This is a genomic window from Natronohydrobacter thiooxidans (assembly GCF_001884735.1).
GTDB classification, from domain to species: Bacteria; Pseudomonadota; Alphaproteobacteria; order Rhodobacterales; family Rhodobacteraceae; genus Roseinatronobacter; species Roseinatronobacter thiooxidans_A.
In genome coordinates this window covers 32596-57214 of sequence record NZ_MJAP01000001.1, presented here as the reverse complement: position 1 = coordinate 57214, position 24619 = coordinate 32596, and the positions used below count along the sequence as shown (strand labels likewise).

The 24619-nt window shown below is 64.9% G+C and carries 24 protein-coding genes and 1 riboswitch; of the genes, 6 read left to right on the top strand and 18 right to left on the bottom strand.

The genetic code is table 11. The annotated features are described in order from the left end of the window. Positions 1-26 precede the first annotated feature (26 nt). From BG457_RS00295 to BG457_RS00285, 3 genes are all read right to left on the bottom strand, one after another. The gene (locus BG457_RS00295; protein WP_071794949.1) at positions 27-719 is read right to left on the bottom strand and encodes a thiamine ABC transporter ATP-binding protein; all 693 of its coding nucleotides are present in this window, start codon (positions 717-719) and stop codon (positions 27-29) included. Continuing rightward, the gene (locus tag BG457_RS00290) at positions 706-2208 is read right to left on the bottom strand and encodes a thiamine/thiamine pyrophosphate ABC transporter permease ThiP (RefSeq protein WP_245770900.1); all 1503 of its coding nucleotides are present in this window, start codon (positions 2206-2208) and stop codon (positions 706-708) included. Before BG457_RS00290 ends, BG457_RS00295 begins: the two co-directional genes overlap by 14 nt. Positions 2209-2276: 68 nt before the next feature. Continuing rightward, positions 2277-3251 carry a thiamine ABC transporter substrate-binding protein gene (locus tag BG457_RS00285; protein ID WP_071794947.1) on the bottom strand — a complete coding sequence of 325 codons (975 nt, stop codon included), beginning with the start codon at positions 3249-3251 and terminating at the stop codon, positions 2277-2279. Positions 3252-3292: 41 nt separating this feature from the next. Continuing rightward, a riboswitch (TPP riboswitch) is annotated at positions 3293-3395 on the bottom strand. Positions 3396-3488: 93 nt separating this feature from the next. Here BG457_RS00285 and aroC point away from each other — a divergent pair. Continuing rightward, a complete protein-coding gene (aroC, locus tag BG457_RS00280) occupies positions 3489-4598 on the top strand; it encodes a chorismate synthase (RefSeq protein WP_071794946.1) in 1110 nt (369 codons plus the stop codon). 3 nt (positions 4599-4601) lie between these two features. Here aroC and BG457_RS00275 read toward each other — a convergent pair whose 3' ends face one another. From BG457_RS00275 to BG457_RS00260, 4 genes are all read right to left on the bottom strand, one after another. Beyond that, positions 4602-5423 carry a hypothetical protein gene (locus BG457_RS00275; RefSeq protein ID WP_071794945.1) on the bottom strand — a complete coding sequence of 274 codons (822 nt, stop codon included), beginning with the start codon at positions 5421-5423 and terminating at the stop codon, positions 4602-4604. Positions 5424-5435: 12 nt separating this feature from the next. Beyond that, complete coding sequence (der, locus tag BG457_RS00270; protein WP_071794944.1) at positions 5436-6890, bottom strand: ribosome biogenesis GTPase Der; 1455 nt, start codon at positions 6888-6890, stop codon at positions 5436-5438. Positions 6891-6965: 75 nt separating this feature from the next. Then, the gene (locus tag BG457_RS00265; RefSeq protein ID WP_071795106.1) at positions 6966-8282 is read right to left on the bottom strand and encodes an outer membrane protein assembly factor BamB family protein; all 1317 of its coding nucleotides are present in this window, start codon (positions 8280-8282) and stop codon (positions 6966-6968) included. 73 nt (positions 8283-8355) lie between these two features. After that, a complete protein-coding gene (locus BG457_RS00260; RefSeq protein WP_071794943.1) occupies positions 8356-9003 on the bottom strand; it encodes a hypothetical protein in 648 nt (215 codons plus the stop codon). Between the two features lie 226 nt (positions 9004-9229). Here BG457_RS00260 and BG457_RS00255 point away from each other — a divergent pair, with 226 nt between their 5' ends. Further along, on the top strand, positions 9230-10324 hold the full coding sequence (locus BG457_RS00255; protein ID WP_071794942.1) for an efflux RND transporter periplasmic adaptor subunit: 1095 nt from the start codon (positions 9230-9232) through the stop codon (positions 10322-10324). Further along, positions 10321-14031 carry an efflux RND transporter permease subunit gene (locus BG457_RS00250; protein ID WP_071794941.1) on the top strand — a complete coding sequence of 1237 codons (3711 nt, stop codon included), beginning with the start codon at positions 10321-10323 and terminating at the stop codon, positions 14029-14031. The genes BG457_RS00255 and BG457_RS00250 overlap by 4 nt, the downstream gene beginning before the upstream one ends. Positions 14032-14113: 82 nt before the next feature. Here BG457_RS00250 and ureG read toward each other — a convergent pair whose 3' ends face one another. From ureG to BG457_RS00205, 9 genes are all read right to left on the bottom strand, one after another. Next, a complete protein-coding gene (ureG, locus tag BG457_RS00245; RefSeq protein ID WP_071794940.1) occupies positions 14114-14743 on the bottom strand; it encodes an urease accessory protein UreG in 630 nt (209 codons plus the stop codon). After that, a complete protein-coding gene (locus BG457_RS00240) occupies positions 14736-15122 on the bottom strand; it encodes a carboxymuconolactone decarboxylase family protein (protein WP_071794939.1) in 387 nt (128 codons plus the stop codon). The genes ureG and BG457_RS00240 overlap by 8 nt, the downstream gene beginning before the upstream one ends. After that, positions 15119-15754 carry an urease accessory UreF family protein gene (locus tag BG457_RS00235; RefSeq protein WP_084657365.1) on the bottom strand — a complete coding sequence of 212 codons (636 nt, stop codon included), beginning with the start codon at positions 15752-15754 and terminating at the stop codon, positions 15119-15121. Before BG457_RS00235 ends, BG457_RS00240 begins: the two co-directional genes overlap by 4 nt. Positions 15755-15760: 6 nt before the next feature. Then, entirely contained in the window at positions 15761-16252 is a 492-nt protein-coding gene (locus tag BG457_RS00230; RefSeq protein WP_071794937.1) for an urease accessory protein UreE, read from the bottom strand. Continuing rightward, positions 16249-16482, bottom strand: a complete 234-nt coding sequence (locus BG457_RS00225) for a hypothetical protein (RefSeq protein ID WP_139257480.1) — start codon at positions 16480-16482, stop codon at positions 16249-16251. Before BG457_RS00225 ends, BG457_RS00230 begins: the two co-directional genes overlap by 4 nt. A 144-nt stretch (positions 16483-16626) precedes the next feature. Next, entirely contained in the window at positions 16627-18348 is a 1722-nt protein-coding gene (gene ureC / locus BG457_RS00220) for an urease subunit alpha (protein ID WP_071794935.1), read from the bottom strand. Continuing rightward, positions 18348-18665 (bottom strand): urease subunit beta, encoded by a 318-nt coding sequence (locus BG457_RS00215; RefSeq protein WP_425434890.1) that lies wholly within the window; start codon positions 18663-18665, stop codon positions 18348-18350. The genes ureC and BG457_RS00215 overlap by 1 nt, the downstream gene beginning before the upstream one ends. A gap of 12 nt (positions 18666-18677) precedes the next feature. After that, on the bottom strand, positions 18678-18980 hold the full coding sequence (locus BG457_RS00210; protein ID WP_071794934.1) for an urease subunit gamma: 303 nt from the start codon (positions 18978-18980) through the stop codon (positions 18678-18680). 9 nt (positions 18981-18989) lie between these two features. Continuing rightward, positions 18990-19799, bottom strand: a complete 810-nt coding sequence (locus tag BG457_RS00205; protein ID WP_071794933.1) for an urease accessory protein UreD — start codon at positions 19797-19799, stop codon at positions 18990-18992. Positions 19800-20474: 675 nt separating this feature from the next. Here BG457_RS00205 and BG457_RS00200 point away from each other — a divergent pair. Both BG457_RS00200 and xth read left to right on the top strand, forming a co-directional pair. Then, positions 20475-20900 (top strand): DUF3040 domain-containing protein, encoded by a 426-nt coding sequence (locus BG457_RS00200; protein WP_071794932.1) that lies wholly within the window; start codon positions 20475-20477, stop codon positions 20898-20900. A 160-nt stretch (positions 20901-21060) separates the two neighbouring features. Further along, the gene (xth, locus tag BG457_RS00195; RefSeq protein WP_071794931.1) at positions 21061-21870 is read left to right on the top strand and encodes an exodeoxyribonuclease III; all 810 of its coding nucleotides are present in this window, start codon (positions 21061-21063) and stop codon (positions 21868-21870) included. 6 nt (positions 21871-21876) lie between these two features. Here the strand turns inward: xth and BG457_RS00190 are convergent, their stop codons facing one another. Beyond that, positions 21877-23166, bottom strand: coding sequence for a surface lipoprotein assembly modifier (locus BG457_RS00190; RefSeq protein ID WP_071794930.1), 1290 nt, complete (start codon positions 23164-23166; stop codon positions 21877-21879). Positions 23167-23329: 163 nt separating this feature from the next. On the opposite strand from BG457_RS00190, the gene BG457_RS00185 reads away from it, so the two are divergent. After that, entirely contained in the window at positions 23330-23671 is a 342-nt protein-coding gene (locus tag BG457_RS00185) for a PilZ domain-containing protein (protein ID WP_175546691.1), read from the top strand. Here the strand turns inward: BG457_RS00185 and BG457_RS00180 are convergent. Continuing rightward, positions 23641-24582 (bottom strand): LysR family transcriptional regulator, encoded by a 942-nt coding sequence (locus tag BG457_RS00180; protein WP_071795104.1) that lies wholly within the window; start codon positions 24580-24582, stop codon positions 23641-23643. The genes BG457_RS00185 and BG457_RS00180 overlap by 31 nt on opposite strands. Between the last annotated feature and the right edge of the window lie 37 nt (positions 24583-24619).

Sequence of the window (24619 nt, the reverse complement as noted above, 5' to 3'; positions counted from 1 at the left end):
GGTGCGTGCTGAGCACGCACCCTACATCACCCCAGATAGCGCCGCAGCGACTCGGGCGGATCGGCCAGCATCTCGGCGGTCGGCACCGGGCCCAGCGCCACCCCGTCACTGACCAGCACCAGATGATCCGCAATCGCCTCGGCATCGCGAATATCATGGCTGACCATCAGCAGCGTCGCCCCCGTCTCGCGACAAATCTCCGCCACCAGCCCCAGCATCTCCATGCGCAGCGCCGGGCCAAGCGCCGCAAACGGCTCGTCCAAGAGCACCAGCGGCCTGCGCTGCAACAGCACCCGCGCCAGCGCCACCCGGCTTTGCTGCCCGCCCGAGAGCTGCGCCGGTCTGCGCGCCCCGAACCCTTCCAGCCCCACGCGGGCAAGCGCGGCCTCGACCTGCCCGCGCTCATCCGCAGTCAAACGCAGCGAGGGCCTCAGCCCCAGCGCGACATTCTGAAATGCCGTCAGATGCGGGAACAGGTTATTGTCCTGAAACAGGATCGAGACAGGCCGCGCCGAAGGGCTGGCCCGCGTGATATCCGCCCCCCGCCACAGCACCCGCCCGCCACTGACCGGCACGAACCCTGCCACTGCGCTCAGAAGCGTGGATTTGCCCGCCCCTGACGGGCCGATCACCGCCACCAGCGCGCCGGGCGCAATGCTCCAACTGGCAGAGAGGCTGAAATCCTCCTGCAGGATGCGCAAATCGTCAAGTTCCAGCACGTCCGCGCCCCCATCGCTCGAAGACCACAAACAGCGCAAGGCTCGCCGCCAGCAGCACCAGCGCCGCGCCCGCCGCATCATCCTGCCGGTAGGCATTCATCAGCCGGTAGAGCTGCATCGGCAGGGTCGCCCCTTCGCGCTCGGCAAACAGCATGATCACCCCCAGATCGCCCATCGACAGCGCCGCGGTCAAGCCTGCGGCAAAACCCAGCGGGCGGCGCAGGCGGGGCAGGGTGACAATGCGCAGCCGCGCCCAGCCATGCAACCCCAGCGCCGCAGCCAGACGGCCCTGCGTCGCCATCTCCGCGCGCAGATCCGGCAGGATCAGCCGCAGCGCAAAAGGCATCGCCATGCCCGCATTCACCAGCATCGTCACCAGAAGCGCGAAGTCGCGCGGATTGGCCAAGGGGCGGATCAGCAAAAACAGCCCCGTGCCGATCACCAGGGGCGAGGCCGCGAGCGCCGCCAGCCCCAGCCATTCCAGCACCGCCCCGCGCGTGCCTCCCAGCGCCAGCACCGCATGCGCCAGCGCCAGCGTCATGGCGATGGTCGCAGCCGTCGCCCCCAGCGCCACCATCAGCGACCGCCCGGCCGCCTGCCAGACCTCGGCGGGCAGGCCCGCCACATAGGGCGCCCCGCGCAGGATCACCATCCCCAGCGGCACCAGCAGAAACAGCGCGCCCGCCAGAATCAGCGCCGCATCCCACAGCCGCAGACCGCGGGCGCCCAGATCAAAGCGCTGCACAGGCCGGTCCAGCCCGCCCCCAAGGCTCGACGGTAAAGCCACGCGCCACGCGATCACCCCCGCCACAGCACAAAGTCCGAATTGCACCAGCGCCAGAAGTGCGGCGCGCCCCATGTCGAAATCAAACCGGAAGGCCTGATAGATCGCCAGTTCCACTGTCGTCGCGCGAGGGCCCCCGCCCATGGTCAGCGCGACGGAAAAACTGGTCAGGCAGATCAGGAAGATCACCAGAAACGCCCCCGGCACCAGATCGCGCAGCATCGGCGCCTCCAACTGCCGGAAGGTGTCGCGCCCGCTGAACCCAAGTGCGGCTGCCAGACGAAAGCGCTCTGCCGGGATTGCGGCCCAGCCCTGCAGCAGGATGCGCGTCGCCAAGGGCAGGTTATAGAACACATGCGCCAGCACCACCCCATGCAGGCCGAAAATATTGAACCGCGCGAAGCCCAGCGCCTCAAACATCTGATTGACCAGCCCCGAGCGGCCAAAAACCGCGAGCAGGCCCAGCACCGCGACCAGCGTCGGCAGGATGAAAGGCGCCCCCATCAGCGTGATCAACAGCCCCCGCCCGGCGAATTCCCGCCGCGCCAGGGCCCGCGCAATCGGGATCGCCAGCAGCACCGACAATCCCGCCGACAACAGCGCCTGCAGCACAGTAAACCGCACCGCCGCCCAGTCAGAGCCGCGCAGGGCGCTCAGCCCTTCCGCGCGCCAGGTCACAGCCCCCAGCGCGCCGAAATTCAGCATCACCAGCCAGCCCGCCACCAGCCCCCCGAAGAGAAGCGCCAGCGCGCGGGCTTGGCGGGCGGGGTCGCTCAACGCGTCATGCCTTGCAGCCAGATCTCCAGCGCGGGGCTGCGACGGGCTTCGGCCTGATCTTCGTCCAGAAAGATCGCGACCTCGGGCAAGGGCAGATCACGCATCACTTCCGGCCAGTCCTCGCGTGGCAGGGCGGATGGATAGGACCAGTTGCCATAGGCGATCATCTCCTGAAACTCCGGCGACAGGATATAGCCCATGAACTCCTGCGCCAGATCCGGGTTTGCCGCACCTTCCAGCACACCCGCGACTTCCGCCATGAAGTAATGGCCTTCCTCGAAAATCGCCGCCGCCTTGGTTTCATCCGCTTCGGCCACGATGTGATAGGCGGGCGAGGTGGTGTAGCTCAGCACCATATCGGCCTCGCCGCTGGTGAACATGCCATAGGATTCCGACCATCCGGCGGTCACCGTCACCGTGCGCGCCGCCAGATTGCGCCAGACCTCTTCAGCCTGATCGCCAAAGACCTGATCAACCCATAGAAGCAGCGCAAGGCCAGAGGCCGAAGAGCGCGGATCCTGCCACACAAGGCTGATCTCCTCGCGCTCCAAGAGTTCCGCGAAACTGGCGGGCGGGGTCTCCAGCCGGGTGCTGTCATAGACCCAGGCCGTATAGCCCCAGTTGAACGGGATGAAAGTGTCATCCTCCCACACGACCGGCACCGTCAGCGCTTCCAGCGACTGCCCATGCGGCGCAAACAGCCCGGTTTCCCGCGCGCGCAGCGTCATATCGGTATTCAGCCCGATCACGGCATCGGCCTCGGTCCGTGCCCCGTCCAGCATCAGGCGCGGCAGCACATCACCGGTGCGGAATTCCAGCGTGCAATCGCAGCGGGCTTCAAACCCTTCCTTGATCGCCGGGCCAGGCCCCCAGCTGGAGCCGAAATAATCGGGCGCCAGCACCACCAGCGTGTCAGCCTGCAACGGGCTGATCGTCAAAGCTGCCACAGCCGCGAACAGGGGATATCTCATGCGTCTCTCTCCATTTTCACGACGGGCGGAGAATGAAGCGGCACATCGGCCTGTCCCTTCCCTCCGCCGGTCTTAACCGGTTCAGGTTCAACGGGTTCGCAGGATCGCATCTCAGCCCGCATTGGGGCACCCCGAGGTGAGGGCAGACATAATCCGCGCAGCCCCCGCAGGCAAGAGCAGGGATTGAGCCTTGCGCCTGCCCCCGCTATGGCTGGTGGCGCAAAGGAGTGCGGTCCCATGAGCTACAACACATTCGGCCATCTGTTTCGCGTGACCACATGGGGCGAAAGCCACGGGCCCGCGCTTGGGGCGACTGTGGATGGCTGCCCGCCGGGCGTGGCGCTGGATGCCTCCCAGATCCAGCACTGGCTGGACCGCCGCAAACCGGGCACCAGCCGCCACACCACCCAGCGGCGCGAACCCGATGCGGTGGAAATCCTCTCGGGCGTCTATGAGGGGCGCACCACCGGCACCCCCATTCAGCTGATGATCCGCAATGTCGATCAGCGCTCGAAGGATTACGGCAATATCCTCGACACGTTCCGCCCCGGCCATGCCGATATCACCTATTTCCAGAAATACGGGCTGCGCGACCCGCGCGGCGGCGGGCGCTCCTCCGCGCGTGAAACCGCGGCGCGCGTGGCCGCCGGCGGCGTCGCCCGCGAAGTGCTGAAAGCGCTCATGCCCGCGCTGCGGATCACCGGCTATATGGTGCAGATGGGGCCGCATCAGATCGACCGCGCCCGGTTTGATCTGACCCAGATCGACCGCAACCCGTTCTGGGTGCCCGATGCGCAGGCCGCCGCGGATTGGGCCACGGCGCTCGATCAGATCCGCAAGGATGGCAATTCCGTGGGCGCGATGATCGAGGTCGTGGCCTCTGGCCTGCCCGCCGGTCTCGGTGCGCCGGTCTATGCCAAGCTCGACACCGAGCTTGCGGCGGCGATGATGTCCATCAACGCGGTCAAAGGCGTGGAAATCGGCGCAGGCATGGAAGCCGCCCGCCTGACCGGCGTCGAAAACGCCGATGAGATCGAGATGGGCGAGAACGGCCCGCGCTACCGCTCGAACAAGGCGGGTGGCATCCTGGGCGGCATTTCCACCGGGCAGGATGTTGTGGTGCGCTTCGCGATCAAACCCACCTCCTCGATCCACACCCCGCGCTCGTCGATCACGCGCGCAGGCGATCCGACCGAGGTTGTCACCAAGGGCCGCCATGACCCCTGCGTCGGCATCCGCGCCGTCCCGGTGGGCGAGGCGATGATGGCCTGCGTGCTGCTCGATCAGCTGCTGATGCACCGCGCCCAGACCGGGCAGATCGGCCCTCTGGGCCGGATCGGCGCGTAACCCTCAGGGGTTTTCCGCCACCACCCCGGCCACAAAGCCACGCAACCAGCGCCCCAGTTCCGGCTCGGGCACGGCGATCCGCCCCAGCCCCTGCGGCACGTCGCGCGGGTCGCGCCCGTAGATCACCGCGAAATGCGCCAGCGCCATGATATAGGCGCCGAGATCATTCACATGGATATCGTCGTAAAAGATGTCGCGGATATCGCGCAGCCCCGGTGCCTCGCCTGCCGCAATCGCCGCCTCCAGCGCCAGCATGATCTGCGGGCCGGGGATCATCTGCATCTCGCCCATGCCCTCGCGGCGGTTTTCATTCACATAGGCGCGAATCGCCTCCCAGCGCGCCTGCTCGCGCTCCAGCCGCTCGCGGAATGACAGACCCGCGCGCGACTCATCATCCCCCGCCTCGGGCCCGGTGGCCAGCGTCACCCAGGTCGCATAAAGCACCGTATCCACACCCTGCACCCAGGCATGTTCGGCCCAGCGCAGCGCTTCCTGCGGCGAGTTGTGATGCTCCATCGTATCCAGCAGCGGCACCCGCTCGGTCAGGACCAGCAGATCATAGCGCCCGATTGCGGCGCGGGCATCGACCGGCTGGCCGGGATGGTTCCAGCGCCAGTCCATCGGACTGCCCGGAATGGTTGAACGGTCGATCACAGCGCCGCGCCCGCCCGCGCCCGCAACCATCGCCGCCAGATAGGGCGGGATCGGATCGGTCAGCGAATGCCCCGACATGATCACGCGCGAGGACAAGGGACGATCCGCCACCGCCTGCGCAGGGCCCAGCAGCATCAGGCCCAGCAGAAAAACCGAAAATCCCTTACTCATCACGCCGTTACCTCAATTCTCGCGTCGCCCCTCAAGATGCTTGCGCAGCTTCGAGGGCGGGGCCTTCTTGCGCCCCTTATAGGGGTTTTTGTCCGCCTGCGAGCGCAGGAAAACCCGGATCGGCGTGCCCGGCATGTCGAAACTCTCGCGCAGCCCGTTCACCAGATAGCGCGTATAGCTTGCGGGCAGATCCTCGGGATTCGAGCACATGATGACGAAACCGGGGGGCCGCGTCTTGGCCTGCGTCATGTAGCGCAGCTTGATGCGCTTGCCGCCCGGCGCGGGGGGCGGATGCGCCTCGACCATCGCACCCAGCCATTGATTCAGCCGCGCGGTCGAGACCCGTCGGTTCCAGATCTCATGCGCGCGCAGCACCGCCGCGTGCAGCCGGTCCAGCCCCTTGCCGGTCTTGGCCGAAACCGTGACCAGCGGTGCCCCCCGCAACTGCGGCAGGAGCTTCTCGAAACTGGCCCGCAATTCGCGCAGCTTGTCCTGTTTCTCGTCCTCCAGATCCCATTTATTCACCGCAACGACCACCGCGCGCCCTTCGGTTTCGGCGAAATCGGCGATCCGCAGATCCTGTTGCTCGAAGGGAATTGCCGCATCCAGCAGCACCACCACCACTTCGGCGAAACGCACCGCGCGCAACCCGTCCGCGACCGAGAGTTTCTCGACCTTATCGACCACCCGCGCCTTCTTGCGCATTCCCGCCGTGTCGAAAATCCGCGTGGGCGTGCCCTGCCAATTCAGCATGACCGAGATCGAATCGCGCGTAATCCCCGCCTCGGGGCCGGTCAGCAGCCGGTCCTCGCCCAGGATCTTGTTGATCAGCGTCGATTTGCCCGCATTGGGCCGCCCGATCACCGCCACCTGCAGCGGGCGTTTGGCGCTCGGGGCGTGATAGGTCTCGTCCTCTTCCTCACCCACATCCAGATCCACGACCGGCGCATCCGCCGCCGCGCGCTCGGCGTAAGCGTCGGCCAGCGGGCGCAGGATGTGATACAGCTCGTCCATCCCCTCGCCATGTTCGGCCGACAGCCGCACCGGCTCGCCCAGACCCAGAGAATAGGCGTCCAGCACGCCTGCCTCGCCCGCGCGCCCCTCGGCCTTATTCGCGGCGAGGATCACATGATCCGCGCGCTTGCGCAGGATATCGGCAAACATCTCATCCGTGGGCGTGATCCCGGCGCGCGCATCGACCATGAACAGGCAGATATCGGCCATATCCACCGCGCGTTCGGTCAGGCGGCGCATGCGCCCCTGCAGACTGTCATCCGTGACCTCTTCCAGCCCGGCAGTGTCAATGACGATGAAGCGCAGATCGCCCAGCCGCGCATCGCCTTCGCGCAGGTCGCGCGTGACGCCGGGCTGGTCATCGACCAGCGCCAGACGCTTGCCGACCAGCCGGTTGAACAGCGTCGATTTGCCGACATTGGGGCGGCCCACAATGGCCAGGGTGAAACTCATGTCCGTCCGTGCTCCTGAAAGCAAACATGGCCCCAAGGCAGGGGCCATGTGCCTGAAAATCCTGTGGCCGCGCGCCTAGCGATAGGCGGTCAGCCGTCCGTCACGCGACACGACATAAAGCGTGCCACCCACAACAATCGGTGCAATCGCCGCGCCAGAGCGCAATTCCGTCGCGCCCAGCGACTGGCCCGATACCGGGTCGAATGTGCGCAGCACCCCATCGCCCGACCCCACGATCAGCCGTCCGCCTGCCAGCACCGGGCCGTAATGCGGGAAAATCTCGGCGCGGCGGCGTTCGCGGTCGCGCGTGTGCAGCGGCAGCGGCTGCGCCCAGATGAAATCACCGTTTGCGGCATCCAGCCGCACCAGCCGGTTGCGGTCCGACATCAGGAAGACCGACCCACCGACCGGCCAGACCGGGCCGTAGGCGGCCTCATCCGCAGTCCAGATCGGCTGGCCGTTGCGGCGATCAAGCGCCATCACCCGGCCCGACTGGTTGCCGACAAAGATCGTGTCGCCCTGCACCACCGGATCACCGGTCACATCGGTCACAGAGGCATAGGCCACCCCGATCCTTGTGCCCGCCACTGCGCGCCGCCAGATCGTCTGCCCGGTATCGCGCCGCGCCGCGATCAACTCGCCCGCAGAAGTCGGGAACAGCACCAGATCACCCGAAACCGCAGGCGCGGCCCCGCCCACCATGGAAGAGGGCGAGGGCGCGCCGCTCAGCTGCCAGTCGGTCTGCCCGCTGGCGGCATCAATCGCCCAGGCGGTGCTGTCCGTGGCCACGACATAGACATGATTGCCCGAAACGGTGGGGGCGGCGGTCAGCGGCGCGTCGAAACGCTTCGACCAGACCTCTGCCCCGCTCGCCAGATCCAGCGCCCAGAGCATGCCAAAGGCCGAGGCGACATAAAGCCTGCCATTGCCAATCGCCAGACCCCCGCCAGAGGCCGCATCCGCGCTCCGCGCGAAACCGGGCGTCAGATCGCGGGTCCAGGCCACTTCGCCCGAAGTGGTCACGGCAGAGACACGCGCGCGGCTGTCCAGCGTATAGATCAGCCCCCCCGCCGCGACGGGTTCTGCGGTGATCCGGTGCCTGCGCCCGTCGCCCTGACCAATGGGAACCGACCAGATCTGCTGCAGATTGCCGCCCAGTGCCGGATGGCTGATCCGGGTCGAGGGCGAGCCCAGCCGGTGCGTCCATTCCCCGTTCACCACTGTCGCGGGCAGCGAAATCGGGGCGGCACGGTTGACCGGGGCCTCGCCCGCGCCTTCGGAAAAGGGCGCGCGCAGCGCAAAACGTTCGCCTTCAAGAATGAAATCGCGGCTGCAGGCCGAAAACAAGGTGGCGGCGGCAAGAAGGCCTGCGCAGGTCCAGAGTTTCACCATAAGCTCCTGTTCGCTCCGTTCCGGCTTCTGCCCGGTGCCTTGAAATGCCCGCCAGAGATAGCGGTCTGAAACCTCAGCCCGAAACCTGTCCGCCCAGCGCAACGATCAGTTGCGTCGCGCGGCGGCGCAGAGCATCGGACACGTCTGATTGAGACAACAAGTCGGTCAGAATTTCAATGGCTGTTTCACGATTGCCCTGCTCCAGTTGCAGCAAGGCGGTTTGTTCAAGCGCAATCGGTCGCATCGGCTGGCCCGGCTGCGCCAGCCCGGCGAGAAGCTGCTCGCGCTCTTCCAGCGGAATATCGCTGCCGCCTGCAATGATCCGCTTGAGTGTCGCCAATTGCCGGTAAGCCACAGGCAGCGTCACATCCTCTGACGCCGCCTGAAGCGCGGCAAGCGCCGCCGCGCGGTCCTCTTCCAGCAATTCGCCCGAACTCAGCAACTGCACCAGCCCGCCCTGCGCGCCGGTTGTGGGCACTTGGGCCAGTGCGCGCACACGGTCCTGCGCTGCGTCATTGTCCAGCGCCGCAAGAACCGCATCGCCAAAGGCTTCTGCGCTGGCGCGGTCGCTGGCCTTGCGCCATTCGTTCCAGGCAGTGCCGCCGACGATCAGCGTGACCGCCAGCACGGCAATCCAGCCATAGCGGCGCAGATAGCCCATCGCCTTGTCGCGACGCAGTTCCTCAGTCACTTCGTCAATGAAACTATCGCTGTTGCTCACGCGACCCTCTTTCACAAAACCCGCACTCTCTTAGCGCGAAGGCAGCCTTATTGCCAAGCCCCGCTGCGGGTCTTTCACAGTCTCATCAGGAGGAGGCTTGCGCGGAAGCAATGTTAATCCTATAAACATGTATTGCTTTTCTGCGTCTGCGAAGCTAAATCTGAACTGGTCAGTTCAGTCGAAGATCACTATGTAACGCATCGGCAGTGTTTGCGGGGTTGTGGATATGAGAATTTTTCCCTTGGTGACGGCGTTGACAGTGACCGCAACGCTCTATGTCGCCGTCATGGAACGCGATGCCCTGCTGAGTTTCGCAGGCGTGCTCGCCGATGACAGTGCAGCTGCCGAGGCAGAGCCCGAAGCGGCGCGCGTGCGCGTGGTCGTCACCCGCTCAGAGGCGCAGGCGGTCGCCAATGCGGTCGTGCTGCGCGGGCGCACCGAGGCCATGCGCCAGGTCGAAATCCGCTCCGAGACATCGGGTCTGGTCGTCTCTGACCCGATCCGGCGCGGCGCGGCGGTCAATGCGGGCGATCCGCTCTGCGAAGTGGCGCCCGGTGTGCGCAAGGCCGCGCTGGACGAGGCGCGCGCGCGCCTGACCGAGGCAGAGATCAACCATCGCGCCGCCACTGGCCTATCCGAGAGCGGCTTTGCCAGCGAAGTGCGTCTGGCCAATGCCCGCGCCGCGCTGCAATCGGCGCAGGCGGGTGTGGACGCCGCCGTCGAGGAAATGGCGCGGCTGGTCATGCATGCGCCTTTCGACGGCTTGCTGGAAACCGACACTGCCGAACTGGGCAGCCTGCTGCAACCCGGCGCGCTTTGTGCCACGCTGATCCAGATGGACCCGATCAAGCTGGTCGGCTTCGCCACCGAGGCGCAGATCGACGATATCACCATGGATGCCGCCGCCGGGGCGCGTCTGGCCTCGGGCCGCGAGGTCATGGGCACGGTCAGCTTCATCGCCCGTTCCGCCGATCCGCAGACCCGGACCTTCCGCGTCGATGTGACGATTCCCAACCCCGACGGCCGGATTCGCGACGGACAAAGCGCCGATATCCTGATTCAGGGGCAGGAACAGCGGGGCCATCTTCTGCCCGGCTCGGCGCTGACGCTCAATGATCGCGGCGAACTCGGGCTGCGCGTGGTCGATGACGAAGGGCTGGTCAGTTTCGAGACCGCCCGCATCCTGCGCGACACCGCCGAAGGCGTCTGGCTGGGCGGGCTGCCGGATCAGATCAATGCCATTACTCTGGGTCAGGAATTCACCCGCGAAGGCGCGCGGGTCGCGATCACCTGGGCCGAAACCCGCGGGGGCGCGCAGTGATCGGACTTGTCTCATGGGCCGCAACCCGCGCGCGGATGATCTTCGCGCTGGTGGTGATGGTCATGGTCGCGGGCACCGCGGCCTATATCGGCCTGCCGAAAGAGGGCGAGCCGGATATCGAAGTGCCTGCCGTGATCATCACAGTGCCCTTTCCGGGCATCTCTGCTGTGGATGGCGAGACCATGCTGGTCAAGCCGATGGAAAACGAGCTGAAGGATCTGGACCGTCTGAAAACCATCAGCGCCTTTTCCGCTGACGGCTTCGCGGCGGCGGTTCTGGAGTTTGAATTCGGCTGGGACAAGACCGCCACAATGGCCGATATCCGCGACGCGATGGGCCGGGCCGAAGGCAAATTCCCCTCGGGCGCGCAGAATTATTCGATCTCGGAAATCAACTTCTCGCAATTTCCCATCATCATCGTCGCCGTGTCGGGCGATGTGTCCGAACGCACGCTCCTGCGGGTGACACGCGATCTGCGCACCCGGATCGACGGGTTGGATTCGGTGCTCGAAGCCGAAATCGCCGGTGCCCGCGATGAAATGGTCGAAGTGCTGATCGACCCCTTGCGGCTCGAAGCCTATAATGTGACAGCGGGCGAATTGATCCGCGTGGTGACGAATAACAACCAGCTTGTCGCGGCAGGCGAGGTGGAAAGCAGCCTCGGCACCTTCTCTGTCACCGTGCCGTCCAGCTTCTCCAGCCCCGAAGATATCTACCGCCTGCCGGTCAAGGTGAATGGCGATTCGGTTGTGACACTCGGCGATCTGGCCGAAATCCGGCTGACTTTCGCGGATCGTCGCGGCACCGCGCGGTTCAATGGCGAAACCAACCTCGCCATTCAGGTGGTCAAACGCAAGGGCTTCAACGCCATCGATTCCACCGCGCAGGTGCGCGAAGCGATTGACGCGGAAATCGCCACCTGGCCCGAGGAGTTGCAATCCGCGATCCGCGTCACCCCGGCGCTCGATACCTCGATCCAGACCGGCGAAATGGTCACGCAGCTCGAAGGGTCTGTGTTCACCGCCATCGCGCTGGTGATGATCGTGGTTCTGGCCGCCCTTGGCGCGCGCTCGGCCCTGCTCGTGGGCTTTGCGATCCCGGCGTCGTTCCTTCTGTGTTTCATCCTTCTGGGCATCATGGATGTCGCGGTGTCGAATATCGTCATGTTCGGCCTGATCCTTGCTGTGGGGATTCTGGTCGACGGGGCCGTGGTCGTGGTCGAATATGCCGACAAGCGGCTGGCGGCGGGTGACGGGCCGATGCAGGCCTATGTCAAGGCCGCGCAGCGCATGTTCTGGCCGGTGATCGCCTCGACCGGGACCACGCTTTGCGCCTTCCTGCCGATGCTCTTCTGGCCGGGGGTCGCGGGCGAATTCATGGGGCTTCTGCCGGTGACGCTGATCTTCGTGCTCACCGCCTCGCTGATCGTCGCGCTGATCTTCCTGCCGGTCATGGGCGGGCTTTCGGGCCGCATGGCTCGCCAGTTGGGCTATGTCACCGAGGCCCTGCGCCGCCTGCCCTGGGCCCTGCGCCTGCCCTTCGCCGCGCTCAGCGTGACGGGGATGTTTCTCGGCGCGATGATGATCATCAATCCCGGCTATCTGACCGGCGGCACCGAGGCCGCGCAATCGCTGGCGCAGATCCTGCCCGGCCTTGGGCTGATGGCGCTCTCGGCTATGGGTGTCTCGACCAGTTTCGCCGCCCTCGCCCCGGTGCGAAAACCCAAGCGCATCCGCGCCGAACGGCATTATTCGCCCGCAGGCCATGTCGCACGCCTGTTTGTCGGCAACCCGGTCATGCCGGTCATTCTGGTGGTCGCGGTTGCGGTCTTCGTGATGGGCGTGTTCCAGTATTACGGCGAGAATAACCGTGGTGTGGAATTCTTCGTCGAGACCGAACCCGAACAGGGCATCATCTATGTCCGCGCACGCGGCAACCTGTCGCTGGAGGAAAAGGACGCGCTGGTCCGGCAGGTCGAGGAAATCACCCTCGCAGAAGAAGGCATCGCCTCGGTCTTTGCCTTCGCCGGGGATGGCGGTCTGAACACCAACACCGCCGGTCAAGGCCCCCCGCGCGATTCCATCGGCCAGATCCAGTTCGAACTGACCCATTGGCGCGGGCGGCAGGGCATCCCAGAGATGCGCGGCTCGGTCATTCTGGACCGGCTGGAGGCCGAATTTGCCCAGCTTCCGGGTATCTATACCGAATTCCTTGTGGCCTCTGGCGGTCCGGCAGGGGCAAAACCCGTGCATCTGCGGCTCAAGGGCAATGATTTCGCTGAACTGGAAGAGGCGGTCGAGACCGTGCGCGGCCATATGGCCGCTTTCCCCGGCCTCTTTGATCTGGAAGATTCGCGCCCTGTGCCGGGGATCGACTGGCAGATCAATGTCGATACCGAAATGGCCGGGCGCTTCGGCGCCGATGTCGCCACTATCGGCGGCATGGTGCAGCTTGTCACGCGCGGCCTGCTTCTCGACACGATGCGGGTCGATACCTCGGACGAGGAAATCGACATCCGCGTGCGCCTGCCCGAAGGCGACAGGCTGCTCTCGACCTTGGAAACGCTGCGCGTGCAGACGAATTTCGGCCTGGTGCCGCTGTCGAATTTCATCACCACCACGACCGTCGCCTCGCGCGGGCAGATCGACCGCGTGGACCAGCAGCGCTTCTATGACGTGAAGGCCGATGTGCGCCCCGGTCTGGTGCGGCTGGTGGATCAGGCCGGTGAAACCATGCGCGTGGTCCCCCGCGCGCAGGTGGTGCCGCGCGACAATGAACCGGGCAGCGCCGGATACCGGCTCGCGCAGGACACGCTGGCGGAAATCGCTGCGAATGGCTGGCGGCAGGTGCCGATCACAGCCACCGAGCGGATCGAGGCCCTGACCGCTTGGCTGGAAGCGGAAACCCCGTTGCCTGCCTCGATCAGCTGGGAATGGACCGGCGAACAGCAGGATCAGGAAGAAAGCACGCAATTCCTGATGGTTGCCTTCAGCGCCGCGCTGGGCCTGATGTTCGTCATCCTGCTCACGCAGTTCAACAGCTTCTACAATTCCGTGCTGGTCCTTCTGGCGGTGATCCTGTCCTCGGCCGGGGTGCTGATCGGCATGCTGGTCATGGATCAGACCTTCTCGGTCATCATGACCGGAACGGGCATCGTGGCGCTGGCGGGGATCGTGGTGAACAACAACATTGTTCTGATCGACACCTATCAGAATTACGCCCGGATCATGCCCCGGATCGAGGCGATCATCCGCACGGTCGAGGCGCGTATCCGCCCCGTGCTGATGACCACCATCACCACGATGGCCGGTCTGACGCCGATGATGCTGGGCCTTTCGATTGACTTTGCCAATGGCGGCTTTTCCATCGACAACCCGACCGCGCTCTGGTGGAAGCAACTCGCCACCGCCGTGGTTTTCGGTCTGGGCATCGCCACGATCCTGACGCTGATGCTGACGCCTGCATTGCTGGCGCTGCGGGTCTGGATCGAGAAAGGCGCCTATCGCGGGGCGCTGGGCCTGCGCTGGCTCTTCTCGCTGCGCGATTCGGCGGTGCGCCGCGACCGCGCCCTGCAGAAGAAACTCAGCCGCGTGCGCGGGGCGGAACTGATCTGGGACGTGCCGCCGGAACCGCGCGAGATGCAGCTTCCGCTGCTGCTGGAGGATCCGCTCCCGCCCGACTCCGCGCGGTTACGCGCGGCGGAATAAGCGACATCGACAAAAGGGGCAGGGCGCGATGCGACCTGCCCCTTTTCAGTGTCGGAATTGCCCTGTCGCGCGCCCGGACCCCTTACGCAGCATCCCCCGCCGCGCCCGGCAACCCGCCCTCGCGCTCCAGAAACTCCACCACCTCGGCCACGCCCGTGCCGTCGCGCATCTGTGCCAGCACATAGGGCCGCGCCCCGCGCGCGGTTTTCGTATCAGATTCAAGCTGCGCCAGATCAACGCCGACATAGGGCGCCAGATCGGTCTTGTTCACCACCAGCAGATCGGATTTTGTCAGCCCCGGCCCGCGCTTGCGCGGAATATCCTGCCCCGCCGCCGTATCGATCACATAGATCGTCAGATCCGCCAGTTCCGGCGAGAAGGTCGCCGCCAGATTATCCCCCCCCGATTCGATCAGGATCAGTTCCAGATCGGGAAATTGCGCGTTCAGATCCGCCACCGCCGCCAGATTGATGCTCGCATCCTCGCGGATCGCGGTATGCGGGCAGCCGCCGGTTTCCACGCCGCGCACCCGCTCGGCAGGCAGCACCTGCGCGCGCATCAGCGCCTCGGCATCCTCGCGGGTATAGATGTCATTGGTGATCACCGCCATCGACAGGCGCGGCGCCAGCGCGCGGGCCAGTTTCTCGGTCAGCGTCGTCTTGCCCGCGCCCACCGGGCCGCCGATGCCGACGCGCAAAGGGCCGTTAGGCATGTGCCTTATCCTCTTCCGCGAATACCTCCAGCGCGATATTCAGTGCATTGATCGCCGCCGGAAAGCCCCCATAGAGCGCCATTTGCCAGATCATTTCGCCGATCTCGGTTTGCGACAGCCCCGCCTTCAACCCGCCCTTGATATTGACCCGCAACTGCGGCGCGGTCTGGCCACCCAATGCAGTCAGCGCGGCGATGGTTCCCAGATACCTGTCGCGCAGCGCAAGGCCGGGGCGCGCATATTGCTGCCCATAGGCGAAATCGACGACCGAGGCGGATAGTCCCGGCACAATCCTGTCGTATCGTGCCTTGAGGACGGCCTCCATCCCCGGATTGAGCGTCTCCGACAGGGCCTGCCCTGCCGCATAGGTGTCTTTCATGTGCGAAACAGCCTCACTTCCTTGGTTTCATGCTCCATCGCCGCCAGATCGGCGCTCAGACAGGAACTGCCCAGGGCGTCGATCTGCGCAAGGCGCGCATCCTGCGCCAGTTCCGGCACCCGTGCAAGGCAGCGCGCCAGAACCCCATGCCCTGCACCCTGACCCAGCGGGATATGCCGGATCGCGATAGTCACCAGATTGGTCAGAAACGCTTGCAGATAGGCCGCGATCACCATCTCGCGCGGCAGATCCAGCCCTCGCGCAGCCTCTGCCACCGCGATGGGCAGCATCCGCGCAGGCAGATCGCGCCCGGTGATCTGCCCCACAGTCCGGGCAAAGGCGGCCCCCTGCTCCTGCGCCTCGATCAGCCGCTCATGGCAGGGCTGCAACGCCATGGCAAAGGCATCAAGCTGGTCAAGCGCCGCGCCCTCACTCAGCGCCAGCGACAGCAGGACCGAATCCTGCCAGCCGGTGCCGAAACACAAGAGATCAATCAGCCAGAACTCCAGCGTCTCCGCATCCGTCACCTCGCCCCGCGCCACCACCTGTTCCAGCCCGTGGCTATAGACAAAAGCCCCGGTCGGGAACGCAGGCGAGAGCCAATGTTGCAGGGTCAGGGCATCCGGTGTCAGCATGGCTCAATGCGCATGCGCCTCATGGCTGTGACTATGCGCATGATCATGCCCATGATCATGCCCCATCGTGCGCCCATGCCCATAAGCCCCGCCCTCGGGTGTAAACGGGCCAGAAACCGGCCGCAGCCGCGCGCCAAGCTGGGCCAGCATCGCCTCGATAACATGGTCATGGCGGATCAGCAGGCGGTTCTCCTCGATCTGGCAGGGCGTGTGGCGGTTGCCGATATGCCAGGCCAGACGCGGCAGATCGCCGGTCACTTCAATCAACGCCTCATCGGCAGGCACGATTTCCAACGTCGTGCCATCTTCCAGCTCGAACCCCCACCAGCCATCCAGATTGGTGACTTCCGCCAGATCGACCAGAAAGCCGCGCCCTTCGGCCGTGACCAGCCGTTTGCGCCGCACCAGCCGGGCGTCATAATCCAGGATCACCGCACCATCGCAATGATCGGGCCGCGCTTTCAGCAGGCGGCGCAGCGGGGGAAGATCGGTCATAGGACACCTGTATGAAATAGATCGCGATAGACAAAAGCGGGCAGGCCGCGGCGCGACAGCCCCATGGACCGCAAGGCCCCGTCGGGCAGCGCATCCAGCCGGGCATATTCCGCCTCGCGCGCGGCGCGGCCCGTGCCGGGATTGCAGCCAAGGCCGGTGCTGGCAAGATACCAGTCCAGTCTGCGCGACTGAACCGGACTGAGCGGCGAATTTGCAGGACGAAGTGGCATGGACAGCTCCATCTGACAGACGGTTCCTCCCACATGTCCATGATAGCATGAAAGACCCGCCGCCCACACGCACGCCCTGTTCACAATTTGCTGCGGTGCAGAAAGGTCACATCTGATCTGCGAGTTTGCGCGCATTCTCTTGGCTCAATACAGGAAATAGCGCTGCGCCAGCGGCAGTTCCGAGGCCGGTTCGCAGGTCAGCAATTCCCCATCCGCGCGCACCTCATAGGTTTCCGGGTCCACCTCAATCTGCGGCGTGGCGTCATTCAGCTTCATATCGGCCTTGCGCACACCCCGGCAGCCCTCGACCGCCAGCGTCTCCTTGGCCAGCCCCAACCTGCCGCGAATATCATCCTGCTGCGCCGCCTGACTGACGAACACCACCGCCGCGCGCTCCACCGCCCGGCCAAAGGCCCCGAACATGGGCCGCGAATGCATCGGCTGCGGTGTCGGGATCGAGGCATTGGGATCGCCCATCTGCGCCACCACAATCGAGCCACCAATCAGCACCATTTCCGGTTTCGCCCCGAAAAACGCAGGCGACCACAGCACCAGATCGGCGCGCTTGCCTTCCTCGATACTGCCGATATGGCGCGACAGCCCATGCACAATCGCCGGGTTGATCGTGTATTTCGCGATATAGCGGCGCACCCGCAGATTGTCATTCGCGCCCTGTTCCTCGGGCAAGCGCCCGCGCTGGACCTTCATCTTATGCGCGGTCTGCCATGTCCGCGTGATCACCTCGCCCACGCGCCCCATCGCCTGACTGTCCGAGGACAGGACCGACATCGCCCCCATATCATGCAGGATATCCTCGGCGGCAATCGTCTCGCGCCGGATGCGGGATTCGGCAAAGGCCACATCCTCGGGCACCTTGCGGTCCAGATGGTGGCAGACCATCAGCATATCGAGATGCTCTTCAATCGTGTTGACCGTATAGGGCATGGTCGGGTTGGTCGAAGAGGGCAGGATATTCTGACTGCTCACCACTTTCAGAATATCCGGTGCATGCCCCCCGCCCGCGCCTTCGGTATGAAACGCATGGATCGTGCGCCCCGCAATCGCGGCCAGCGTGTTTTCCACAAAGCCAGACTCGTTCAGCGTATCGGTGTGGATCATCACCTGAATATCGGTGTCCTCGGCCACAGACAGGCAGCAATCAATCGCCGCAGGCGTCGTGCCCCAATCCTCATGCAGCTTCAGCGCACAGGCCCCGGCGCGCACCTGTTCCTGCAGCCCGGCGGGCAGGCTGGCATTGCCCTTGCCCGCAAAGGCCAGATTCATCGCAAAGGCATCCGCCGATTGCAGCATCCGCCCCAGATGCCACGGCCCCGGCGTGCAGGTGGTCGCGAGCGTGCCATGCGCAGGCCCGGTGCCACCGCCCAGCATGGTGGTCAGCCCCGAATGCAGCGCATCATCGATCTGTTGCGGGCAGATATAATGGATATGCGCATCAAACCCGCCTGCAGTCAGGATCTTGCCCTCACCCGCGATAATCTCGGTGCCCGGCCCGATGATCACATCCACCCCGGCCTGAGTATCCGGGTTTCCCGCCTTGCCGAGTTTCGCAATCCGCCCGTCGCGCAGCCCCACATCGGCCTTGTAGATGCCCGAGTGATCCACGATCAGCGCATTGGTGATGACCGTATCCATCGCGCCCTCGGCCCGCGTGATCTGGCTCTGGCCCATGCCGTCGCGGATCACCTTGCCACCGCCGAATTTGACTTCATCACCATAGCCACCGCGTTCCGCGATCAGGTCGCGCTCGACCTCGATGATCAGATCCGTATCACCCAGCCGAACCTTGTCGCCCACTGTCGGGCCATACATATCGGCATAGGCCGCGCGGGAAATCCTGTAAGCCATCAGAGCGCCCCCATCACCGCCGCATTGAACCCGTAAACCACCCGCGCCCCCGCATAGGGCACCAGCGCCACCTCGCGCGATTGCCCCGGCTCGAACCGCACCGCCGTTCCCGCCGCGATATCCAGCCGCTTGCCGCGCGCGGCCTCCCGGTCAAATTCCAGCCCCGGATTGGCCTCGGCGAAATGGTAATGGCTGCCCAGCTGCACAGGCCGGTCGCCAGTATTCGCGACCATCAGCCGCGTGACCTCCAAGCCCGTGTTCAGCTCGATCTCGGTATCGGGGGTGATGATTTCACCCGGAACTATAGTGGGGATCATGGCGCTTCCCTCTCAGCGGATAGGGTGATGGACAGTGACAAGCTTGGTGCCGTCGGGGAATGTCGCCTCGACCTGCACCGAATGGATCATCTCGGGCACACCGGACATGCATTGATCCGCCGTGATCACATTCGCCCCCGCCTGCATCAGATCGGCGACCGAGCGGCCATCGCGCGCGCCCTCGACCACGAAATCGGTGATCAGCGCAATCGCTTCGGGGTGGTTCAGCTTCACGCCGCGCGCCAGCCGGTTGCGCGCGACCATCGCGGCCAGGGACACCAGAAGCTTGTCTTTCTCTCGCGGGGTCAGGTTCATGCAAACTCCTCAGATTTGCCAGACACGCGGCAAGGGCGCGCGGCGCAGACAGGTCAGAATTTCAGCAAGCTGGCGGCGCAGGGGCCAGCCATCGCGCGCCAGCAACCGGATCACCAACCGCCCCGGCAGGCTTGATGCCGCAGCGCGCACATCCGCATGCGTCAGAGCCGCCCGGACCGGGGCCAGCGCATCCGCCGCATCCGGGGCCACCAGCACAACCGTGGCCAAGGCCCGCGCATCGCTCAGCCCCGCCGCGCTGGGCCGCAGCCGCGCATCATTCAGCCGCAGCGCTTCCAGATGCAGCGGGGTCGCGCCGCGCCGGATCTCCCGCCAGTCGTGGAAATCAAGCGTCGTGACCGTCTCGCCCATCGCCGCGCGCCCCAGCACCACGGTTTCCGCCATCAGACAAGTCGCCCCTTCGCCCAGAGTGATCTCTGTCCGCCGCCGCGCAGAGGCGCGGTCAAACAGGATCGTCTCCTGCGGCAGCCAGTCCAGATGCCCGCCCGCGCCGACCTCCAGCCCGACCGAAATCTGCGCCACCCCATCACTCGCGCGATAGACCCGCTCGGCGGTCTGCGTGGTCGCGGTCATCTTCACCCCCGTGCCCGCCCTCAGCCGGTAGTCCAGCACATCGCCCCCGGTCAACCCACCGGAAGTATTCAGAAAAACCGTCTCGCAACCATCCAGCACAATCGCCTTGGCCGATCCGCGCTGCGCCAGATCCACCAGCCGCACCCGCCCGTCACGCAGCGCAAAACCCGCCTGCGCCTGTCCAGCGCTGCGTTCCAGCCGGGTCGGGATCTGCGACAGGGCGTTCATGGCTCTCCTCTTCCGCCCCTTGTTGCGCGGGGGCAGGGGGCAGAGGCAATCGGCGCTCTGTTCCTGCCCCGTCGAAGGCCCCGCCAGCTTCACGCCTTGCCCGATTTGCGGGCGAGATGATGAAAAAACCAGCAAACCGGAAACCGCCGCCGCTTCGGCAAATCGCGGGCAGTGGTTCAGTTTGAAATATCTTATTTGCGGGGCTTGTAAGCTCCGCGCTCTCATGCGCAGCATTTACCCATGCGTGGTGGCAAACCGGCTGGCATAGTGACGAAGGCCATCTGCGTTGGGCTCCTCTCGGCGGCGCCGACCAAAGCGCGATCCGGCGAAAAGCTCTGTCGTCAGGTTGACGACCGGAGCCTTGCGCACGGCACGTTCCTGTCAGTGACCTGTCACAACATCTGGACAAATTTTTTCAGGTCTTCGCCAAAATTTGCCCATGAAACCGAACCTTGTTGATTTTTTCCCGTTTTTCACCATATTTTAAAAGAAAAATGTCAGCCTGAACTGACATTGTCCGGCAAGAGGATTCCCCGATGAAAACGGTTAAGATCGACGAAAGGGCCTTTGCGCGTGGGGTGGACGATGCACTTACACTCAGACCACTCCGTCAGCTGATCGAGAAACACGTCACGCAGCACAGGGATGTGGCCCCCAACAAAGGCAAAGTCAGCATTGTCCGACCCACAAAGCAACCTGCCCGACAGCGCTGACAGCGCCGACACTGGCGATAATGGCTCAGCGCTGTCGCTGAATGTCAGCATCGATACCCTGCATTATCAGGCCAATGATATTGCCGAGTTGCGAAAGCTCTCGGAGCAGGATCCTGAACTCGCCAGAGACGTCGTGCGCCAGCGGGACAAGATGGACCGCCGCGAGCATGTATCCTACAGGATTGGTCTTATCGTGACATGCCTGCTCGCCTTGGCTCTGATCCTTGGCGGGGCCTATATCATTGTCAGGATAGGTTGGTGGCAAGCGATCGTCTTCATCGCTGTTATGCTTGGCGGCGGCCACCTTCTTCGCGTGATCCTGAAGGGGGAATGGTCCGAAACATCCTGGTTCGGCGGATTGCTGTCGGGACGGCGGACTGAACGCTGAATCTCCGATCCGGCCTGGCCTTCAGCTTGCATGAGAGAGCCCATTTCCTGCGGGGGTGAAGTTTCAGGTTGCAAAGTGACCCAGAACCGAATCGCGCCCCCCCTTGCCGCTGCCCTGCAGGAATGGCAGGGTCGGCGCAATCAGCCGGGGGCCGCGCCACATGAAAATCGCCAGTTTCAACATCAACGGGATCAAGGCGCGCGGCGCGGCGCTGGAACGCTGGCTGGACGCCGCCCAGCCCGATCTGGCCGTGCTGCAGGAAATCAAATCCATCGACGACACCTTCCCCCGCGCCCTGATCGAGGATCGCGGCTATCATCTCGAAACCCACGGCCAGAAAGGCTTCAACGGTGTGGCGATCCTGTCGAAACTGCCGCTCGAAGATGTCACACGCGGCCTGCCCGGCGATGACGATGACCTGCAGGCGCGCTGGATCGAAGCCACTGTCAGCACGCCCAAAGGCGCGCTCAGGGTCGTGGGCCTCTATCTGCCCAATGGCAACCCGGTCGAACTGGACGCAGATGGCCAGCCGGTGCCGGGCGGAAAATACGCCTATAAACTCGCGTGGATGGCCCGGATGGAAGCGCGTCTGCGCGACCTGCTCGCGCTGGAAATGCCGCTTGCGGTGATGGGCGACTATAACATCATCCCGCAGGCCGAAGATGCCGCCCGTCCCGAAGCATGGCGCAAGGACGCGCTCTTCCGCCTGCCCTCGCGTCAGGCCTTCCGGCGCATGCTGCACCTTGGCTTCACCGACGCTTTCCGCGCCCAGACCCAGGGGCCGGGGCATTACTCTTTCTGGGACTATCAGGCCGGCGCGTTCGAGCGCAATGACGGCATCCGCATCGACCATATCCTGCTGAACGCCTATGCGGCGGATCTGCTGCAGCACTGCCAGATCGATACGGCAGAACGCGCGGGCGAGAAACCCTCGGACCATGTGCCGATCTGGGCCGAGCTTGCGCTCTGACCAGCCTCAGAAATTCCGCGTCGCCCCCAGCGTCAGCTTGAGATTGTCATAGGCCTGCATCGGCACATTGCTGCTCTGCGTCTCGTAGCCCATCACCAGAACAGGCGCGAAGCCCCGCAGCGTATAATCCCGATGCATCAGCCGCGCCGTGACCGCCAGCCGCGTACTCCGCTCCGGCCCATACTGGAGCAACAGCGGATTCGCCGCCTCCTGCCGTGTTCGCGTGATCCTTGTTTCCAGCCCGGCCTGAATCCCGCCCCTGAACGCATATTGCCCCCCCAGACTCAGCGAGGCCGTGCTGCGCCGGTTGTGCAGCGCTTCGGTATGGTGATGCGTCACCATCAGCCCGGACTCAAGCATCAGTTGCGGCGACATGATGCGCGACGCCTCAACACTCGCCGTATAGCGCGGCCCGTCCAGCGTGGGCGCTGTCGGATAGCTCAGCCGGTCCGCCGTCACACGAAAGGCCAGCCGGGTCCGGTTCGTCAACCGGCGCTGATACCCGGCATAGACCCCGATGCCGCGCAGGATCTGCCCTTCCTGACCAAAGCCCGCCTGCAGGCTCACGCCGCCGCTGATCTGCTCGGCATGATCCCCCAGCGACAACAGCCCCAACTCGCCGCGCAAATGCCAGCGGTTCAGCGCGCTGTCCTCGAAAAACTGGCCCGTGGCCATCGCATGCAGGCGCAGATGCAGATCCGGCGCAATCCGCGGCAGATAGGTGGCCCCCAAACCGAGTTCCGCCCCCTGCGCGCTCTCGACCTGTGGCAGCGGCAGCAAAAACTGCCCGCCAATATCCACATATTCCTCGCCTGAGCGCTGGAACGGGTTCGATTGCCGCACCACAGCAACACGCGCATGCCCCTGCCAGGGTTTGCGCCGCTCCATCGCGCGCAGATACTCGTTCACCGTGGCGATTTCCGTCAGGCTCAACTCGCCCGCAAGCGCGAATTCGAAATGATGCTTCGCGCGGTCATCTTCCTCGGTCAGATAGAGCGCGCGCGCCAGTTCCAGCCGGAACCGCGCGGTTTCCGGCGAGAGCGTGACCAGCCGTTCCAGATGCGGCAGGGCCGAGCGCGGCGCGCTTTCGCGCATATGGCTCAAGGCGATCAGCCAGCGACGGCGGATCTCGGTCTCACCATCCATGCCATCAGGCTGCTCCGCCGCCTGCCGCGCGGCAGCGGTGTCATCGGCCAGAAACAGCCGTTCCGCCTGCGCCAGTGACGCGTCCTGCGCCGCCAGCGGGGCCGCGCATGTCATCAGCGCGAAAGCAAATGCACTTGCCTGTCGCCACATGGGATACTGCTCATCTATGCGGCATTCTCTGGCCGCTTGGGGAAAACGACTCGCTCCAATCCAGTGAAAAGTCAAGGAAAGAAGGGAATTGCCGCGCGCATTCACCCTTCGTCAACCTATTCCGGGCATGCTGCCCCCAGTGGTGATGCAGGAGAAGGCAGAAATGGCACGGCTCACGGCGCGCGCGCGGCTCCGGGTTGCGGTCGGGATCCTCCGGAATGGCCTGCGCGAAACCGCCTATATCGCAGATGTCTCCGAAGGCGGGCTGAAACTGAATGGCCTGATCAACCCGGTGCTGGGCGAGGTTCTGCGCATCCATGCCAGGGGCGCGGTTTTCGACGCCGAAATCCGCTGGGTGCGGGGCACCGCCTGCGGCCTGCGCTATCTCGACGGGCAGCGCGCGGGCGATCTGCGGCGCTTCCTGTCGATCCTGCCCCGGCTGACCGGCGGCAGGACAAAATCCAGACAGATCTTTCACGAAATCGGCGCTGGCCCGCCGCCGTGACCGGCCGCACCCTCGCGCGCCAGAACCGCCGTCTCCAGCCGCAGCAATTCGCGCCGCAGGGAACGTTTCAACACCTCTGCAAACCGGTTCAACCGGCTGACCCTTCGGTCATCCAGATGCCGGATCAGATAGAAACTGCGCGTCAGGCTGAACCGGTCCGGCAGCACCCGCACCAGATCCGGGTCCGAGGGCAGGGCGAAATCATGCACCACCCCCAGCCCCGCGCCATGCCGGATCAGATTGAACTGCACCGCGACCGAATTCGAGGCCAGCGCCACCCGCTCCAGCCCCAGCTCCGCCAGATAATCCAGCTCGCTGTCAAAGATCATGTCGGGAATATAGCCGATGATCCGATGCGCGCCGAGCGCCTCGGCCTGCGTGATGGGCGGATGCTGCGCCAGATAGCGCGTCGAGGCCGCCAGATGCAGCCGGTAATCGCTGATCTTCTGCACGCTCAGCCGCCCCGATTGCGGGCTGGAGACGCCGATCGCCATATCCGCCTCGCGTCGCGACAGGTTGAACACACGCGGCAATGCGATGATCTGCACATCCAGCGCCGGGTTTTCGGCGCAGATCCCGGCCACAACCTGCGGCAGCAGGTAATTCGCGCAACCATCCGGCGCGCCGATCCGTATCTGGCCACTCAGCCCGGTCTGTTCCGCACCCGCCGCCTTGCCCGCCTCCAGCATGGCGTTTTCGGCGGCAATCGCATGCGGCAACAGGCGCGCGCCCTCATCGGTCAGCGCATAGCCCTGATGCGAGCGCGTGAACAGGCGGCGCCCCAGCCCTTCCTCCAGCCGCGCCACACGCCGCCCGACCGTGGCCGGGTCCAGCTTCAACTGCTGCCCCGCGCGCCCCAGACTCTCCATCCGCGCCAGCGCCAGAAAGACGCGCATATCATCCCAGTCCATCATGCGCCCGACTGTGCCATGGTCTTGCAATTATGCA

Coding starts and splice junctions, on each gene's coding strand:
- BG457_RS00290 (WP_245770900.1), bottom strand. CDS start 2,208: ATGCTGAATTTCGGCGCGCTGGGGGCTGTGACCTGGCGCGCGGAAGGG.
- BG457_RS00285 (WP_071794947.1), bottom strand. CDS start 3,251: ATGAGATATCCCCTGTTCGCGGCTGTGGCAGCTTTGACGATCAGCCCG.
- aroC (WP_071794946.1), top strand. CDS start 3,489: ATGAGCTACAACACATTCGGCCATCTGTTTCGCGTGACCACATGGGGC.
- BG457_RS00275 (WP_071794945.1), bottom strand. CDS start 5,423: ATGAGTAAGGGATTTTCGGTTTTTCTGCTGGGCCTGATGCTGCTGGGC.
- der (WP_071794944.1), bottom strand. CDS start 6,890: ATGAGTTTCACCCTGGCCATTGTGGGCCGCCCCAATGTCGGCAAATCG.
- BG457_RS00265 (WP_071795106.1), bottom strand. CDS start 8,282: ATGGTGAAACTCTGGACCTGCGCAGGCCTTCTTGCCGCCGCCACCTTG.
- BG457_RS00255 (WP_071794942.1), top strand. CDS start 9,230: ATGAGAATTTTTCCCTTGGTGACGGCGTTGACAGTGACCGCAACGCTC.
- ureG (WP_071794940.1), bottom strand. CDS start 14,743: ATGCCTAACGGCCCTTTGCGCGTCGGCATCGGCGGCCCGGTGGGCGCG.
- BG457_RS00240 (WP_071794939.1), bottom strand. CDS start 15,122: ATGAAAGACACCTATGCGGCAGGGCAGGCCCTGTCGGAGACGCTCAAT.
- BG457_RS00230 (WP_071794937.1), bottom strand. CDS start 16,252: ATGACCGATCTTCCCCCGCTGCGCCGCCTGCTGAAAGCGCGGCCCGAT.
- BG457_RS00225 (WP_139257480.1), bottom strand. CDS start 16,482: ATGCCACTTCGTCCTGCAAATTCGCCGCTCAGTCCGGTTCAGTCGCGC.
- ureC (WP_071794935.1), bottom strand. CDS start 18,348: ATGGCTTACAGGATTTCCCGCGCGGCCTATGCCGATATGTATGGCCCG.
- BG457_RS00215 (WP_425434890.1), bottom strand. CDS start 18,665: ATGATCCCCACTATAGTTCCGGGTGAAATCATCACCCCCGATACCGAG.
- BG457_RS00210 (WP_071794934.1), bottom strand. CDS start 18,980: ATGAACCTGACCCCGCGAGAGAAAGACAAGCTTCTGGTGTCCCTGGCC.
- BG457_RS00205 (WP_071794933.1), bottom strand. CDS start 19,799: ATGAACGCCCTGTCGCAGATCCCGACCCGGCTGGAACGCAGCGCTGGA.
- xth (WP_071794931.1), top strand. CDS start 21,061: ATGAAAATCGCCAGTTTCAACATCAACGGGATCAAGGCGCGCGGCGCG.
- BG457_RS00190 (WP_071794930.1), bottom strand. CDS start 23,166: ATGTGGCGACAGGCAAGTGCATTTGCTTTCGCGCTGATGACATGCGCG.
- BG457_RS00185 (WP_175546691.1), top strand. CDS start 23,330: ATGGCACGGCTCACGGCGCGCGCGCGGCTCCGGGTTGCGGTCGGGATC.
- BG457_RS00180 (WP_071795104.1), bottom strand. CDS start 24,582: ATGGACTGGGATGATATGCGCGTCTTTCTGGCGCTGGCGCGGATGGAG.